Annotated in this window: 10 protein-coding genes; 3 read left to right on the top strand and 7 right to left on the bottom strand. The window is 66.6% G+C overall.

Annotated features, from left to right (window positions below):
• Positions 1-73: 73 nt before the first annotated feature.
• A complete protein-coding gene (locus tag AC1DOP_RS01775; RefSeq protein ID WP_477249437.1) occupies positions 74-2,731 on the bottom strand; it encodes a M1 family metallopeptidase in 2,658 nt (885 codons plus the stop codon).
• A 118-nt stretch (positions 2,732-2,849) separates the two neighbouring features.
• On the opposite strand from AC1DOP_RS01775, the gene AC1DOP_RS01780 reads away from it, so the two are divergent.
• On the top strand, positions 2,850-3,473 hold the full coding sequence (locus AC1DOP_RS01780) for a glutathione S-transferase family protein (protein WP_477249439.1): 624 nt from the start codon (positions 2,850-2,852) through the stop codon (positions 3,471-3,473).
• A gap of 2 nt (positions 3,474-3,475) precedes the next feature.
• Here the strand turns inward: AC1DOP_RS01780 and AC1DOP_RS01785 are convergent, their stop codons facing one another.
• From AC1DOP_RS01785 to AC1DOP_RS01800, 4 genes are all read right to left on the bottom strand, one after another.
• Positions 3,476-3,928, bottom strand: coding sequence for a RidA family protein (locus AC1DOP_RS01785; RefSeq protein ID WP_477249441.1), 453 nt, complete (start codon positions 3,926-3,928; stop codon positions 3,476-3,478).
• Positions 3,929-4,018: 90 nt separating this feature from the next.
• Positions 4,019-4,768, bottom strand: coding sequence for a helix-turn-helix transcriptional regulator (locus AC1DOP_RS01790; RefSeq protein WP_477249443.1), 750 nt, complete (start codon positions 4,766-4,768; stop codon positions 4,019-4,021).
• 36 nt (positions 4,769-4,804) lie between these two features.
• Entirely contained in the window at positions 4,805-5,662 is an 858-nt protein-coding gene (locus tag AC1DOP_RS01795) for a CheR family methyltransferase (protein WP_441934204.1), read from the bottom strand.
• A gap of 34 nt (positions 5,663-5,696) precedes the next feature.
• Positions 5,697-10,625, bottom strand: coding sequence for a response regulator (locus tag AC1DOP_RS01800; protein WP_441934206.1), 4,929 nt, complete (start codon positions 10,623-10,625; stop codon positions 5,697-5,699).
• A gap of 357 nt (positions 10,626-10,982) precedes the next feature.
• On the opposite strand from AC1DOP_RS01800, the gene AC1DOP_RS01805 reads away from it, so the two are divergent.
• Positions 10,983-11,714 carry a helix-turn-helix transcriptional regulator gene (locus AC1DOP_RS01805; protein ID WP_441934208.1) on the top strand — a complete coding sequence of 244 codons (732 nt, stop codon included), beginning with the start codon at positions 10,983-10,985 and terminating at the stop codon, positions 11,712-11,714.
• On the opposite strand, the gene AC1DOP_RS01810 is transcribed toward AC1DOP_RS01805, so the two are convergent.
• Together AC1DOP_RS01810 and AC1DOP_RS01815 are read right to left on the bottom strand one after the other, a co-directional pair.
• Positions 11,689-12,012, bottom strand: coding sequence for a helix-turn-helix domain-containing protein (locus tag AC1DOP_RS01810; RefSeq protein ID WP_441934210.1), 324 nt, complete (start codon positions 12,010-12,012; stop codon positions 11,689-11,691). The two genes, AC1DOP_RS01805 and AC1DOP_RS01810, sit on opposite strands and share 26 nt — an antisense overlap.
• An 89-nt stretch (positions 12,013-12,101) precedes the next feature.
• Positions 12,102-14,207, bottom strand: coding sequence for a prolyl oligopeptidase family serine peptidase (locus AC1DOP_RS01815; RefSeq protein WP_477249446.1), 2,106 nt, complete (start codon positions 14,205-14,207; stop codon positions 12,102-12,104).
• A gap of 60 nt (positions 14,208-14,267) precedes the next feature.
• Between AC1DOP_RS01815 and AC1DOP_RS01820 the strand changes: the two genes are divergently transcribed.
• Positions 14,268-17,321, top strand: a complete 3,054-nt coding sequence (locus AC1DOP_RS01820; RefSeq protein ID WP_477249448.1) for a CHASE domain-containing protein — start codon at positions 14,268-14,270, stop codon at positions 17,319-17,321.
• Positions 17,322-17,337: the final 16 nt, after the last annotated feature.

Raw genomic sequence — 17,337 nt, forward strand, 5'->3', positions numbered from 1 at the left:
TGAATAGACGAGCGTGCGCCCGTTAGCTACGCGCAGTAAAACATCGTTCCCGCCAAGCTCCCAAGCCAAGCTCTCAACCGCCATTCCTGGCCAGCCAGGCATCAATCTCCGGCAAGCGCGCCGCATTCGTCTTGATCCGATCCTGAATTGCCGCAATCGCCGCATCGACATCGCCGCGCGAACTCGGCGCCAGGTTGGCCTGGGCATAGGACTTCAACTTGTCGATCATCGCCGGATTTGCCGACACGCTGCCCAGGCGCGCGAAATAACGGCTGCGCGAACTGGCGTCGACGCGCTGGTTGATCTTGTCCACGTTCGCCAGCGCGAAGTCGACCGCCATGTCCGGGAAGTTCTGGGCCACCGCCGAGATCATCGCGGCGCTGTTGGTCAGGCCGGGTTCGTCGGTCAGCGCAAGCTGCAGGGCGCGCTGGGCCAGGGCCTTGTCCTTGGCGGCAGCGAGCAGCACGTACAGGTGGTCGCGCAGCAGCGGCGTGGTCTCGGCGCGGGCGCGGGCGCGCAGCGCATCCCAGGTCGCGGCGTCGGCATGCTGGGCGACCACCGCCAGCACGGTCTTGCGCAGCGGGCCCGGCACCGCGGACGGATCCTTGTCCATGGCGGCGTAGCGGCGGCGCGCTTCGGCGATCACGGTGGTGTCGCCCAGTTCGCTCAGGGAGTCGATCAGGGTCTCGCGCAGGTTGGCCACCGCGGCGGCTTCGCCGTTGCGCGCTTCCCAACCGGTCTGCGCCATCACCGGCGCCAGGCGGGCGATGGCGAAGGCGTCCAGGCGGTGCTGGCGTTCCCGGTCTCCCTGATAGCGCCAGTGCAGGCCATCGAACAGGCGGGCGATGCGGCTCCAGACCTGCGGATCGGCGCTCACCGGCGTGGCCTTGACCAGCTCCAGCGCGCTCGATGCCGGCTGCAGGCCGGCCAGGCCCAGCGCCGAGCTGTCCGACAGCAGGCCGAGCTGGTCGATCGGCGCCAGGCCGGCGAAGGCTTGTGCCAGCTGGGCGAATTCCTTCGGCGCGTACAGGGTGCGGTAGTAGCCGCTCTGGCCGGCGTTGACGATCACCGCGCCGCAGCCCGGCAGGGTGACCGTAGCCTTGCCGCCCGAGACAAGGGCGGTCGCCTGTTTCGAATTTCCCGCGACTTGCGCGATCACCGGCACGCGCCAGGCCAGCGGCTTCTTCTCCGGCAGGTCGCGCGAAAACTCGCCCTGGACCAGCGGAACACTCGTGCTGCCGTTGCGGCACACCGGTTCGCCGACGCGGATCAGCGGCACCCCCGGCTGCAGCGTGAAGTCGTGGGCGATCGCCGTCACCGGCTTGCCGGCGGCCTTCTCGATCTGCTTCCACAGGTCGTCGGACACGGTATTGCCGTAGGCATGGGCCTTCATGTAGCTGCGCACGCCGTTGCGCCAGGCGTTCTCGCCCACATAGGCTTCCAGCATGCGGATCACCGCCTCGCCCTTCTGGTAGGTGATCTCGTCGAAGGCCTGGTTGGCCTGCTCGACGGTCTCGATGTGCTGCACCACCGGGTGGGTGGTGGCGACCGAGTCGCGCTGCATGGCGCCGTCGCGGCTGCCGACCGCGCCCAGGTGGGTATTCCATTCCGGGTGCAGGCGCTGGGTCATGCGGCTTTCCATCCACGAGGCGAAGCCTTCGTTGAGCCACAGGTCGTCCCACCAGCGCATCGTGACCAGGTCGCCGAACCACTGGTGCGCCATCTCGTGGGCCGCGGTGGCGAAGATCTCCTGGCGGTCGTGCTGGGTCGAGCTGGCCGGATCGAAGAGCAGCGCGTATTCGAAGGTGAAGATCGCGCCCCAGTTTTCCATCGCGCCGAAGAACTGGCTGCGGCCGGGGCCGGCGATGTTGTCGAGCTTGGGCAGCGGATAGCGCACGCCGAAGTAATCGTTGTACTCGCGCAGGATGTCCTTCGAGGAGTCCAGCGCGAACCTGGCCTGGTCGATGGCGCCGCGGCGGGTGACGACGCCCAGCTCGGTGCCCTCTACTTTGGTGGTGGCGCGCTCGAAGTCGCCGGCGCCGAAGAACAGCAGATAGGTCGACATCTTCGGCGTCTTCGCGAACACCACGCGCTGGCGGCCGTCCGGCAGTCTGGTGACGCTCGACGGCGGCATATTACTGACCGCCATCTGGCCGGCCGGGATGGTCGCCTCCAGCGAGAACGTCGCCTTGTAGGCCGGCTCGTCCCAGGACGGGATCATGCGGCGCGCGTCCGAGTTCTCGAACTGGGTATAGATGGCGCGCTGCTGCTTGCCCTCAAGCCCCGGGTAATCCAGCGAGAACAGGCCCACGGCCTGGGTGCCGATCACGCCGCTGTAGTCGAGGCTCAGCTTGTACAGGCCGGGCGCCAGCGGACGTTCGAAGCTGAAGGTGGCGGTCTGGGCGCCGGCGTCGACCTTGACCCTGGCCGCCTGCGCGCTGCCGCCGGCGGCCGGGACCAGGCTCACGCTGTTGAAACTGAGGTCGGCGGCGTTCAGGGTGATGCTGTCGGTCGCCTTCGTGATATTGACGGTGATGCCGGCATTGGCCGTGAAGCGTCCGCCGGCGGCGTCCGGCGTCAGCGCGATCTCGTAGTGGCTGGGGATCACGCCGCGCGGCAGCTGGGTGGTCGCTTCCTGGACCGCGGCCGCTTTCGGCGCGGCGGCGGCATGCTGGAAGGGGAGGGCGGCGAAGGCGAGTGCGACGGCGGCGGAGATCAGGCTGCGATGCATGGAAAATCCTGTGTGGAAGGGGACCAGTCAGCGAATCTACGTTCAAGATGCATGCCTGTCAATCGGCGTTCGTGATGCGCTATGATCGTCCTTACAAGCATAAAACCGGAGGAGACACATGAAGTTGTACACCAGCCACCGCACCCCGAATCCGCGCCGCGTCCTCATGTTCATCGCCGAGAAAGGCATCACCGGCATCGAGCTGGTGCCGGTCGACCTGTTCAAGGGCGAGCACAGGGATTCTGTATTTACGGGGCTGAATCCGATGGCCCAGGTCCCGGTGCTGGAGCTGATTGATGGCCGCCGGCTGGCCGAGACCCGCGCCATCTGCACTTACCTGGAAGGACTTTACCCGCAGCCCAACCTGATGGGCGAGGGCTTCGAGGAACGCGCCTTCATCGAGATGGCGGACCGCCGCGCCGAGCTGCAGCTGTTCCTGAAGGTGGCCAACTGCATCCGCCACACGCACCCTGGCCTGGCGCCGCTGGAGCAGCCGCAGTTCGCCGAGTTCGGCGCGTCCCAGGGCCGCAAGGTGCGCGACACCGCGCGCTGGCTGGACGGCGTGCTGGCGCAGCAGAAATACGTGGCGGGCGGGCGCTTCACGATCGCCGACATCACCACCTTCTGCGCGCTGGAGTTCGCGCGCGGACTGATGAAGTTCAGGCCGGGCGAGGAGGGTTTCGGTCACCTGCAGGCATGGCGCGACCGCATCGCGGAGCGGCCGAGCGCGCAGGTGGTGTGACTCTACCTTACCGCGATCGCCGAGATCTCGACCGCCACGTCCTTCGGCAGGCGGTCGACCTGGACGGTGGCGCGGGCCGGCGGTTTGTCGGTGAAGTACTTGCCGTAGACCGCGTTCAGCTTGGGGAAGTCGTCCAGGTTCTTCACGTACACCGTGGTCGAGACCACGTTGTCCATCGACATGCCGTCCGCCGCCAGTACCGCCTTCAGGTTGTCGAGCACCTGGGCGGCCTGTTCCTCGATTGGCCCGGTGCGTGCCTGGTTGGTCTTCGGATCGATCGGCAGCTGGCCCGCCAGGAACACCAGGTTGCCGGTCCTGACCGCCTGCGAATACCGCCCGACCGCGGCCGGGGCGTCCTTGGTGGCGACGATGTCCTTCGCCGGCGGCGCGGCCACAGCGCTGCCGAGCGTAGCGATGGCCAGCAGCGCAAGCACTGCCCGTGGCGTGGTCCTCATGATGTGTCCTCCCTTCGTGGAAAAAGACCGGTATGCAGGCAGTCTAGAGGCTGCCACGGCCGATTTCATCACCCGATCGGGTGAAAGGGCTCATGCAAGCAGGTCAAGGCTCGACACCAGCCGCGTCAGCGCGGTCTGGCTGGCGCAGCCAGTCTTGCGGAACACCGACTTGAGCTGGGTGCGCGCCGTTTCCGGACTGATGTCGAGGCAGGCGGCGGCGTCCACCAGGCTGCCGCCGGCAGACCAGGCCAGCACCAGCCTGACTTCGGCCTTGCTTAGACCATACAGTTCGCGCAGTAAGCCGAGGTCGCCGTGGCGGGCCAGCTCGCTGAAGCGGGCCCGCAGCCTGGCGGCGCAGCGCAGATGCGGGATCAGTGGCTGCAGGCGGCGTGCCTTGGCGGTGCCCGGCTCGCGGTCGCTCAGGTGCGACTGGAAGGCCAGACCGGCCAGCGTCGGGCCGGCATTGATGAGGGGTGTGCAGATGATGGCGCCGAGGCCGTAGGGCCGCAGGAAATCCTGGTAGAACTCGCTGTGCCGCTTGGTGCTGGCGCCGAGTTCGCGTTCGTCGATGAACCATTCGCCTTCCGGCATCGCGTCGGCGACCGGACGGACCGGATCGAGGGCGACGTAGCGGGTCTCGTACTGGCGCACGAAGTCGAGGTCGAGCTGGGCGACTTCGGCGATCAGGGTCTGCTGGCTGCCGCGGTCATGCACCAGGCAGGCCGACTGCTCGCAGCCGAGTTCCAGCGGCAGTGCGGCCAGCACCGGCTGCCAGCCATCCGGCGCCAGCACGCCTTCGGAGATCGAACGGACCAGACTGTCGAAGCGCCGCGCGTCCATATCGCCTCCCGCATTGCACTGCAATGATTTCTGTCGTCAACCCACCCTTTTGTACCAGGGCCGGTCGCCCTCGATCGCCTGGTAGGTCCCCGCATACGCATCCGCCACCGACATCTGCTGGTCCAGGCACAGCACGCCGAAACGCGCGAGGCTGTCGTGGAACAGGCGCAGCACGCGCTGGCGCAGCACCGGACCGAAATCGGCCAGCGTGTGGCAGCACAGGATGGCCTGGAACTCGTTGAAGGAGGCGTCGGTCACCAGGCTGTACTGCGACCAGGTGACGCGGCGGCGCAGGTCGGCGCGCAGCCGTGCGCGCCGTTCGCCGTTCGCACCAATCTCGATCTCGAACCAGGACAGCAGGTCGCCGCGCCCGCCACTTTCTTCGTGGCGTCCGCGCGCTTCCTCCAGCGCGGCCAGCGGCAGGCAGGCATCCTGCATGTCCGCGAGCAGCTCCTCGTTGGCGAGGGTGGCGTGGATGTCCAGCTTGCCCAGCACGCCTTCCTCGGCCAGCACGACCGCCAGGGTCCAGGCTTCGCCCACGCCGGCGCACTCGGCCAGCCAGACCCGCGGCACCGGCCAGCCGCGCAGCGACGGCGCCAGCACCCCGCGCAGCCTGGCCGCATGGCCGACGCAGTCGAACAGCGGCGCCGGTGGCGGCGACAGCGCACGCAGCAGCTTCGATGCCGCGCCCGCATCGTGCAATGCCTTCTCCTGCAGCCCGGACAGGGTGGCGGCGCCGCTGGCGTGCACCGCCTGGCTCAATTTTTGCCGCACGGCGGCGCGGTCGTAGGCGCGGAAGTCGTAGCCGAAGCGCTGGAAGATCGCTTCCAGCAGCAGCTCCGTTTCCAGCTCCTCGACCGCGAGGCCGGCGGCGAGGCCGGTCCACGCATTCATGCCAGCCCCCTCGATGCAGCCATCAATGGAGCCATCAATGGAGCCAAACCCGCATCATCGACAGCAGCTGGGCCACGTCGACCGGCTTGGTGATGTAGTCCGAGGCGCCGGCGGCGATGCACTTGTCGCGGTCGCCCTTCATCGCTTTCGCGGTCAGGGTGATGATGGGCAGCGACTTGAACCTCGGGATCCGGCGGATCGCCCGCATGGTGTCGTAGCCGTCCATCTCCGGCATCATGATGTCCATCAGGACGATCTCGATGCCGGGGTCCTTCTCCAGCACCTCGATGCCGTCGCGGCCGTTCTCGGCAAACAAGACCTGCATCTGCTGGCGCTCGAGCAGCGAGGACAAGGCAAAAATGTTGCGCAGGTCGTCGTCGACGATCAGCACCTTGCGTCCGGCCAGGCCGGAATCGAGGGCCTGGATCTCTTCGAGGATGCGGCGCTGCGTGTCCGGCAGGCTGGCATGCGAACGGTGCAGGAACAGCGCGGTCTCGTCCAGCAGGCGCTCGGGCGAGCGGGCGTCCTTGACCACGATGGTCTTGGCGTAGCGCTTGAGCTTCGTGACTTCCTTGCGGCCCAGTTCCGCGGCCGTGTAGATCACGATCGGCAGGTCGCGCAAGGCCGGCTGCTTGCCGATCTGGTCGAGCAGTTCGAAGCCCGAGATGTCCGGCAGGGTCAGGTCCAGCACCATGCAGTCAAAGTGCTGGCCGGCCAGCGCCGCCAGCGCGGCCTCGCCGGTTTCGGCGGTGACGATGCGGACGTCGGAATCGCCGATCAGCGAGACGATCGCCTCGCGCTGGGCCATGTCGTCCTCGACCACCAGCAGCGAGCGTTTGCCGCCCATCAGGAACTTCTGGATGCGCGTGAATTCTTCCTGCAGCGTCTCGCGGCTGACCGGCTTGTTGATGTAGCTGATCGCGCCCTGGCGCAGCGCGCGTTCGCGTTCGCGCATCGCCGACAGCACGTGCACCGGGATGTGGCGGGTGCCCGGGTCGCGCTTCAGGCGTTCGAGTACGGTAAGGCCGTCGATGTCGGGCAGGTCGATGTCGAGCAGGATCGCGGCCGGCTGGAAGTCGCGCGCCAGCGACAGCGCGGAGTCGCCGCGGTGGGTCACGATGCCCTTGAAGTTCTTCTCGCGGGCGAAGTCGAGCAGTGTCTTGGCGAAGCGCTCGTCATCCTCGACGATCAGCACCGAGGGATCGCCCGGCGCGATCAGGCCGCGGTCGTCCAGCATGGCCGCATACTCGACCAGGTTGTTCGCGGGATCGGGCACGGCGATGCTGGTGGTGGTGGCTGCCGTATCGGCGTCCAACTCGGCTTCCAGCGAGGCGCGCGACGCCGGCGTCGCGGCCGGCGCGGGCTGCGGCGGCGCCAGGCGGGCCGGCTGGGGCTGGCGGGTCTGCTCGTAGTTGATGAAGCCGGCGCGGTTGTAGGGCAGGTACAAGGTGAAAGTGGACCCGACGTTGACCGTGGACTCCACGCGGATCTCGCCGCCCAGCAGGCGCGCCAGTTCGCGCGAGATCGACAGGCCCAGGCCGGTGCCGCCGTATTTGCGGGCGGTCGAGCCGTCGGCCTGCTGGAAGGCTTCGAAGATCAGCTGCAGCTTGTCGGACGGGATGCCGACGCCGGTGTCGCGCACCGAGAAGGCCAGCACCGCGTCCGCGTGCAGCAGGTGGGGGTGGTCGGCGGTCCAGCCGCTCGTGACCAGGCTGATGGTCAGCGCGACGTTGCCGTGGCTGGTGAACTTGAAGGCGTTCGACAGCAGGTTCTTGAGCACCTGCTGCAGGCGCGTCGTATCCGTCATCAGCGCGGTCGGCAGGTTGTCCGCCAGGTCGACCTGGAAGCCGAGGTGCTTGGCTTCGGCCATGTGGCGGAAGGTGCGGTCGACGTAGTTGCGCAGCGCCGAGAAGCGATACTCGGACACGTCCAGCGTGACGGTGCCGGACTCGATCTTCGACAGGTCGAGGATGTCGTTAATCAGGGTCAGCAGGTCGGAGCCGGAGCCGTGGATGGTCTTCGCGAATTCCACCTGCTTCATCGACAGGTTGCCCTCGGGGTTATCCGAGAGCTGCTGCGCCAGGATCAGCAGCGAGTTCAGTGGCGTACGCAATTCGTGCGACATATTCGCCAGGAACTCGGACTTGTACTTCGAGGACAGCGCCAGCTGGGTCGCCTTTTCCTCGAGCGCCAGCTTGGCCTGTTCCACCTCGCGGTTCTTGCGTTCCACCTCGATGTTCTGCTCGGACAGCAGGCGCGCCTTCTCCGCCAGCTCCTGGTTGGTCTGCTGCAGTTCCTGCGCCAGCGACTGCGACTGGGTCAGCAGCGATTCGGTACGGCTGTTCGCCTCGATGGTGTTGAGCACCACGCCGATCGATTCCATCAGCTGGTCGAGGAAGGACAGGTGGGTTTCCGTGAAGCGGTCCAGCGAGGCGATCTCGATGACGGCCTTGACCTGCTGTTCGAACAGGATAGGCAGCACCACGATATTGGTCGGCGGCGCCGCGCCCAGGCCGGACGAGACCTGGATGTAGTCGCGCGGGACGTCGGTCAGCCAGATGCGGGTCTTCTCCAGCGCGCACTGGCCCACCAGGCCTTCGCCCGGCAGGAAGGAGGTCGGCAGCTTGCGGCTGGAACGGTAGCCGTAGGAGGCGATCAGGCGCAGGCGCGCATCGCTCTCCTGCGAGTCCATCATGTAGAACACGCCGTGGTGGGCGGTAATCAGGGGCGCCAGTTCGGACAGGATCAGCTTGGTCACGGCCTGCAGGTCGCGCTGGCCCTGCAGCAGGCGGGTGAAGCGCGCCAGGTTGGTCTTCAGCCAGTCCTGCTGCGCGTTCTTCTGCGTGGTTTCCTTCAGGTTGCGGATCATCTCGTTGATGTTGTCCTTCAGGTAGGACATCTCGCCGCGCGCTTCCACGGTAATCGAACGCGAAAGGTCGCCGCGGGTCACCGCCGTCGCCACCTCGCCGATCGCACGCATCTGGTTGGTCAGGTTCGCCGCCAGCTGGTTCACGTTCTCGGTCAGGTCCTTCCAGGTACCGGCCACGCCGGACACGTTCGCCTGGCCGCCGAGCTTGCCCTCGGTACCCACCTCGCGCGCCACCCGGGTCACTTCGGAGGCGAAGGAGGACAGCTGGTCCACCATCACGTTGATGGTGTCTTTCAGCTCCAGGATCTCGCCCTTCACGTCCACCGTGATCTTCTTCGACAGGTCGCCGCGCGCCACCGCGGTGGTCACCGCCGCGATGTTACGCACCTGGCCCGTCAGGTTCGACGCCATGAAGTTCACGTTGTCGGTCAGGTCCTTCCAGGTGCCGCCGACGCCAGGCACGTAAGCCTGGCCGCCCAGCTTGCCTTCCGTACCCACTTCGCGCGCCACCCGCGTCACCTCGGAGGCGAAGGAGGACAGCTGGTCCACCATCACGTTGATGGTGTTCTTCAGTTCCAGGATCTCGCCCTTCACGTCCACCGTGATCTTCTTCGACAGGTCGCCGTTCGCCACCGCGGTGGTCACGTCCGCGATGTTACGCACCTGGCCGGTCAGGTTGCCGGCCATCGAGTTCACGCCGTCGGTCAGGTCCTTCCAGGTGCCGGCGACGCCAGGCACGTTCGCCTGGCCGCCCAGGCGGCCCTCGGTACCCACCTCGCGCGCCACGCGGGTCACCTCGGAGGCGAAGGAATTCAGCTGGTCCACCATCACGTTGATGGTGTTCTTCAGTTCCAGGATCTCGCCTTTCACGTCCACCGTGATCTTCTTGGACAGGTCGCCGTTCGCCACCGCGGTGGTCACGTCCGCGATGTTACGCACCTGGCCGGTCAGGTTGCCCGCCATCGAGTTCACGGAGTCGGTCAAGTCCTTCCAGGTACCCGCCACGCCCTTCACCTGCGCCTGGCCGCCCAGCTTGCCCTCGGTACCGACCTCGCGCGCCACCCGGGTCACCTCGGAGGCGAAGGAGGACAGTTGGTCCACCATCACGTTGATGGTGTTTTTCAGTTCCAGGATCTCGCCCTTCACGTCCACCGTGATCTTCTTGGACAGGTCGCCGTTCGCCACCGCGGTCGTCACCGCCGCGATGTTACGCACCTGGCCGGTCAGGTTCGACGCCATGAAGTTCACGTTGTCGGTCAGGTCCTTCCAGGTGCCGCCGACGCCAGGCACGTAAGCCTGGCCGCCCAGCTTGCCTTCCGTACCCACTTCGCGCGCCACCCGCGTCACCTCGGACGCGAAGGAACGCAGCTGGTCCACCATCACGTTGATGGTGTCCTTCAGCTGCAGGATCTCGCCGCGCACGTCCACCGTGATCTTCTTCGACAGGTCGCCGTTCGCCACCGCGGTGGTCACCTCGGCGATGTTACGCACCTGCGAGGTCAGGTTACCCGCCATCGAGTTCACCGAGTCGGTCAGGTCCTTCCAGGTACCGGCGACACCCGGCACATAGGCCTGGCCGCCGAGCTTGCCCTCGGTACCCACTTCTCGCGCCACCCGGGTCACCTCGGAGGAGAAGGAGGAGAGCTGTTCCACCATGGTGTTCGCGGTGGTCGCCGCGCGCAGGTACTGGCCCTTCAGCGGGTGGCCATCGACCTCGAGGGCCATGGTCTGCGACAGGTCGCCTTTCGCCACCGCGCCGATGACGCGCGCCATCTCGGTGGTCGGACGCACCAGGTCGTCGATCAGGGTGTTGACCGAGCTGATGATGGTTGACCAGCCGCCGACCACGCCCGGCACGTCGGCGCGCTGGGTCAGGTGGCCTTCGCGGCCCACGACGCGCGAGACCTCCGTCACCGTCTCGACCATCTTCTGCTTGGTCTCGATGATGTCGTTCAGGGTGTCGGCGATCTTGCCGGACACGCCGGTCCAGTCGGAAGGCATGCGCACGGAGAAGTCGCCTTTTTTGAGCGCCATCAACGTGGATAGCAGCAGCTTGACATCTAGCTGTTCAGCCATGTCAGTCATGTTATTCATTGACCAGAATTCCTCGAAGGTGAGAAGGGTAGGGCGGACACTTTTTGTTAAATCTCAGAAACTTGTAAAGATACGCTTGTGTTTTATCAAGTCAAGCAGTAATGACGACACTGTCAAGGGCTGCCATAAACTTGCATTTTTGCAATTTTGCATGGACAATTCGCGCGAGCTTATCCAATTTCAACGGTGAGGGGCGCACGATTGCCGGGACCGGCAAGCTGGTTGTTGTATCAAAACGACAAGCTTTGTGCGGTGGTGGCTGGGAAAAAGATGACTAAAAGAATAATTCTTCGTGCTTTTTAGTTACAAGTCATCTAGCATACGGTTGTTACACCATCAATACAGCGCGGAGTTACCATGATGAGCGTCGAACTTGGCGAGCTGATGCATAGCGACACGGCGTCGAGCTGGGGAGAGGCGCTGTTTTCCCTGGGCCGGCACTACGGTTTCGAGAAAGTGCTGTTTGCGATGTCGGGCTCGCGCCATGCGCGCCTCGAACACGCTTTCTTCCAGACGAATTATCCGCGCCAATGGCGGGAACGTTACGAGGCCGAGCGCCTTGCCTACGTCGACCCGCTGGTCAGCCATTGCCTGGCGAGCACCCTGCCGCTGGTGTGGCAAGCCGATACTTTCCGCAGTCCCGCCCAGCGCGCCATGTATGAAGACGGCTGCAACCATGGCATCCGGGCCGGTGTGGCCTTTCCGATCCACGGGCCGAACGGCGAATTCGGGCTGCTCAGTTTTGCCTGCGATCCGAAGCCGGAAAATGGGTTTGCGGAGACGGTGACGCCCTTGCTGCCGGAACTGGCCCTGGTGCGTGACCATGTGTTCGCTTCCGGAGTACGCTTCTGTCCGCCAGTCACGCACGAAGCTGCGCCACGGCTCACGCCGCGCGAACTCGAAGTGCTGAACTGGGTGATGGCGGGAAAGTCTTCGTGGGAGATTTCAAAGATTACCGGCTGCTCCGAGGCGACGGTGAATTTCCATATGGGCAATATTCGCCAGAAATTCAACGTCAACACCCGGCAGCAGGCGGTGGTGCGAGCGATCTCGCTGGGCTTGATCAGCCCAGAAGATCACCATCGTTGAGTTTGCCGTTCACATAGAGCTTCAACAGCAGGGCAACCGGTGCCGGAATCGTGAGACCGGTTTCGAACCGGCTGCCGCTCGATTGCGTCACGCCGAAGCGTCCCCAGAATTTTTCCTGACTTTCCCGTTTGCTGATCCGGTATTTCTTCAGCTCGCTGACTGTCGGAGCCAGCGCTGCTTGGAATTTTGCCGCATTAGCCTCGGGCTCCCGCAGGCTTGCTTCGGTAACGAAATCATTAGCCATCGCCGCTCCTCCTTGAAAAAGGTTGTAAAGATGTGTGGAAGACAAGTATTCCATGCATCATTCATCCGGCGACCTAGCAATATTGATAGTTCCGACAGGAACTCCCCCCTAGAGAGGGGGGAAGTGTTGTATCGCTAATTGAGCTAGCGCAAGTTTGCTGATTTCGGGCTTGATTTTCGGGTCAATTCTTCCCACAGGAAAGTATAGGTCAAGGCCCACATCGTGGCGGTCTGCTCGTTATTCGCCGCGCCGGCATGGCCGCCCTCGGTGTTTTCCCAGTACAGCACGTTGTGGCCCTGTTCCCCCATCAGGGCCGCCATCTTGCGCGCATGGCCCGGATGCACACGGTCGTCGCGGGTCGAGGTCGTGAACAGCACGCGCGGATAGCGCCGCTGCGGCGACACCTGGTGGTAAGGCGAGTACTTGCCGATATAGGCCCATTCCTCGGGCTGGTCCGGATCGCCGTATTCGCCCATCCAGGATGCGCCGGCCAGCAACTGGTGGTAGCGGCGCATGTCCAGCAGCGGCACCTGGCAGACCACCGCGCCGAACAGTTCCGGACGCTGGGTCAGCGCGGCGCCCACCAGCAGGCCGCCATTGCTGCCGCCCATGATGCCGAGGTGATCGGGGCTGGTGAGCTTGCGCGCGATGAGATCTTCGGCCACCGCCAGGAAGTCGTCGAAGGCTTTCTGGCGCTGGTGCTTGAGCGCGGCCTGGTGCCAGCGGGGGCCGAATTCGCCGCCGCCGCGGATGTTGGCCAGCACGTAGACGCCGCCGCGCGCCAGCCCGCGGTCCAGCCAACCCGCGCCGGTGACGCCGCTGTAGAAGGGCGTGAGCGAGACTTCGAAGCCGCCGTAGCCGTACAGCAGGGTGGGATTGGCGCCGTCCATGCGGGTGTCCGCGCGCATCACCGTGAAGTAGGGGATGCGGGTGCCGTCCAGCGACACCGCTTCGAACTGGCCGATCGTGTAGGGACTGGCGTCGAAGAAGGCCGGCATCGACTTCAGCAGCTCGCGCTCGTCGCTGCCGGCATGCCCCAGGTAGAGCGAGCTCGGGGTCAGGAAGTCGGTCACGGTCAGGAAGTAGTCGTTCGATTCGAGTTCGTCGACGCCGGACACGCCCAGCGCGCCCATCCCCGGCGCGGCGACTTCGCGCCGCTGCCAGGCGCCGTCCGCATGGCGCAGTTCGACGATGCGGTTCTTGACCTTGTCAAGTACCGTCAGCAGGATCGCGTCGCGGGTCACGGCGATGCCGTCCAGCGACGTCGTCTCGGTGGGCAGGAACAGGGCGTCGAACTCGCGCGCGCCGGCCAGGAAGGCGGCGAAGCCGATCGCCAGCAGGGCGCCCTGCGGCCACGTTGTCGCGCCGATCCGCCAATCCGAGCGGAGCTGGACCAGTAGCTGGTCGCGCACCGTGAAGGCATCGGCGTCCTCCGGCTTCTCGACCCTGGTCAGCACGCCGGTAACGGCGTCGCGCACGAACAGCTCGCTGCTGTAGAAGCCGATCTGGCGCTGCACGAACTGGCGCTCGTGGCCGGGCGTGTAGTCGAACCAGGCCGAGGCCGACAGATCGTCTTCCTGCGCTTCGTAGACCAGGCGGGCATCCGCCAGCGGGGTGCCGCGCCGCCATTCCTTGACCACGCGGGGATAGCCGGAACTGGTCATCGAGCCGGGGCCGAAATCGGTGGCCACGAACAGGGTGTCGCGGTCGATCCAGGCGGCGCTGCCCTTGGCCTCGGGCAGGCTGAAGCCGTCCGGCACGAAGGCCGGCGCGTCCAGGTCGAATTCGCGCACCACGTGGGCATCGCCGCCGCCGCGCGACAGCGAGACCAGGCAGCGGCTGCCGTGGGGCTTTAGGAAGGAGGCACCGGCCCAGACCCAGTTCTCGTCCTCGTCGCGGGCAAGCTTGTCGAGGTCGAGCACGGTCTCCCATTGGGGCTCCGGCTTGCGGTATTCCTCGAACGAGGTGCGGCGCCAGAGGCCGCGTTCGTGGCCGGCGTCGCGCCAGAAATTGTAATAATGCCCGCCATGCAGGCCGACGTAGGGAATCCGGTCCTTCGAGTCGAGGATGGCCTTCAGGCGCGTGCGCAGGGCCGCATAGCCGGGCGCCGCCGTCAGTTCGGCTTCGGTGCCGGCATTGCGTTCGCCGACCCAGCCGAGGGCGGGCTCGGAGGCGACCTCCTCCAGCCAGAGATAGGGATCCTGTTCCATCGATTGCATAATCACTCCATATTGCCGGGCTCTCGCCATTTGAGGCCGATTGCGTAATACTAGCAATTATCCAAATTCAGCCGCACGACGAACACAGACATGCCTGAAGCGAGCACGCGCAATATGGGGAAAACCGTCGGCGCCAGCGGCCCGATGCGCATCGCTTTATGGGCCGGCGGCCTGTGCCTGGCCCTGCTGGTCGGCGCGGCCCTCTACCTGGGCGCGGCGCGCACCGCCGACGACGAAGCCCAGCGCCGCTTCGACGGCATCGCCCAGGGCGCCCGCCAGCGCCTGGACGGCGCGGTGCAGTCCTACACCCAGGTGGTGCGCAACCTTGCCGGCCTGTTCAACGCCAACGGCGGCGAGGTCTCGCGCCTGCAGTTCCACCGCTACGTCGAGTCGCTGAACGTGCGCGAACACTATCCGGCCATCGTGTCGGTCAACTACGGCGCCTGGGTGCCGGACGCCCAAAGGGAGGCCTTCGTGGCCGCGGTCCGCGCCGACCGCAGCATGGATCCGCGCGGCTATCCCGAATTCGACATCAAGCCGCCCGGCCGCCGCCCGGCCTACCTGGTGCTGAACTACATGGAGCCGACGATGGCGTCCCGGTTCGGCGTCGACATGCTGGCGGCCGGTCCGGACGTGGCGCGCACGGTCGAGGAATCGCGCGACCGCGGCGAAATGGCGGCCTCCGGCAAGCCGGTGCAGATCGAGACTCCGCGCCGCTACCTGGGCCTGGGCCTGCGCTTTCCGGTCTACCGCGGCGGCGCCATGCCGGCCGACCTCGAAGCGCGGCGCGCGGCCTTCCTCGGCTCGGTCGGGATCGGGTTCTCGATTCCGGACCTGGTGCAGGGGGCGTTGGCCGGCATGGGACGGCATCCAGTGACCCTGCAGCTGTATGCCGCCGCGGAGACCCAGCCGCCGGCGGGGCAGCCGCTCGCCATCGGCCCGGCAGACACCCTGCTGTACGACAGCGCCGACGGCCATGCGCCGCAGCCGCGCGCCCAGGGCGGCGACGGCGAGTCGTTCGAGACGGTGCTGCCGGTGCGCTTCCAGGGCAATCTGTGGAAGGCCCGCTTCCTTGCCGATCGTGCCGAACTGGTCGACGGCTTCGGGCGCTGGTTTCCGCGCCTGGCCTCGGTCCTGGGCGCCGGCGCGACCCTGCTGATCTACGCGCTCTTCCTCAAGCTGTACTGGTCGCGCCGCCAGGCGGTGGAGCAGCACGTGCTGCTCGACCTGGTGCTCGACAACGTCGACGCCTACGTCTACATGAAGGACCGCGAACGGCGCTTCAGCTACGTGAACGCGAAGATGGCGCAAGCGGCCGGCCTGCGCGCCGAGGAGATGGTCGGTCGGCGCGACCGCGAGGTGCTGCCGCAGGCGCGCGCCGACGAGGTCTGGGAGCTGGACCGGCCGGTGCTGGAGACGGGGCAGGGCCGTTCGGTGCAGCACGAGGCGGTGCTGGCCGACGGCAGCGTGCGCCAGCTGTGGAGCGTGAAGGTGCCGGTGCGCGCCGCCGGCGAGGTGGCGGCGGTGCTGTGCGTATCGACCGACGTCACCGATCTGCACCAGCTGAAGGCGAGGGCGGACGCCGCCAGCCAGGCCAAGACCGACTTCCTGTCGAACATGAGTCACGAGATCCGCACACCGATGAACAGCATCATCGGCATGTCCTACCTCGCCCTCAAGCAGGCGGACGAGCCGCGCCAGCGCGACTACCTGCAGAAGATCCACCATTCGGCCCAGCACCTGCTGGGCATCATCAACCACATCCTCGACTTTTCCAAGATCGAGGCCGGCCGCGTCGAGCTGGAACTGCTCGACTTCACGCTCGACGCCCTGATGCGCAACCTCGCCAACCAGCTGGGCGAGGCCGCCGCCGCCCGCGGCCTGAGCCTGGAGTTCGAGATCGCGCCGGAGCTGCAGCGCCCGCTGCGCGGCGACCCCCTGCGCCTCGAACAGGTGCTGCTGAACTTCACCTCGAACGCGATCAAGTTTTCCGAGCAGGGCAGGGTGCTGGTAAGGGCCAGCGTGCTGCGCACCCTCGGCGCCGAGACCCTGGTGCGTTTCGAAGTGCGCGACCGCGGCATCGGCATCGCCTTTGATGAGTTGCCGAAGCTGTTCGCACCCTTCCACCAGGCCGACCCCTCGACCACGCGGTGCTATGGCGGGACCGGCCTCGGCCTGGTGATCAGCAAGCAGCTCGCCGAACTGATGGGCGGCGAGGTCGGGGTCGACAGCACGCCGGGCGAGGGCAGCACCTTCTGGTTCACGGCCCGCCTGGCCAGTCCGGCCGACGCTGCCGCGGCGGCGCGGCGCGCATCCACGCCGGCCGGCGCCGCGACCGCCGGACCGGGCGCGCTGGCGGGCAGCGCCATCCTGCTGGTCGAGGACAATGCCTTCAACCAGCAGGTGGCGCAGGAACTGCTCGAAGACGCCGGCGCCCGCGTGACGGTGGCCGGCAACGGCAGCGAGGCGCTGGCCCTGATGCGCGAGCGCGGTCCGCACACGCCCTTCGACTGCGTGCTGATGGACGTGCAGATGCCGGTGATGGACGGCTTCGAAGCCACCCGCCGGATCCGCGCCGACGCACAACTGAAGGACACCCGCGTGATCGCGATGACGGCCAACGCCGGGCTGGAAGACCAGGCGCGCTGCCTGGCCGCCGGCATGGACGAATTCGTGACCAAGCCGGTGGCGCCGGAAGCCCTGATCGCGACCGTGGCGCGCGCCCTCGGCCGCAGCGTGCAGCGCGCGGTCGCGGCGCACGTGCCGGCAGCACCCGCGAACACGCCGGCGCTGCTCGACATGGACGTCCTGGCCGACACCTTTGCCGGCAATCCCGACAAGATGCGTAAATATGCCTTCATGTTCCTGGAGACGGCGCGCGAAGGCCTGCTGGAGATCGACCGCGCGCTGGCGTCCGGCGAGGTCGGGCGCGCCGCCGGCGTCGCCCACCGCATCAAGTCCTCGGCGCGCACGGTGGGCGCGCTGGGCTTCGGCGAGGTCTGCGCCGACCTCGAAGCCCAGCGCGAGCGCGGTTCGATCGCCCAGGCGCGTTCGCTGGCGGCGCGCCTGCGCGCGCTGCTGGCGCGGCTGGAACGCCACGTCGCCGCCGAACTCGGGGCGCGCCAGCAGGACCAGAAGGTCTAGCCCAGCCATAAACTTG

This window comes from Massilia sp. 01N410 (assembly GCF_056399665.1).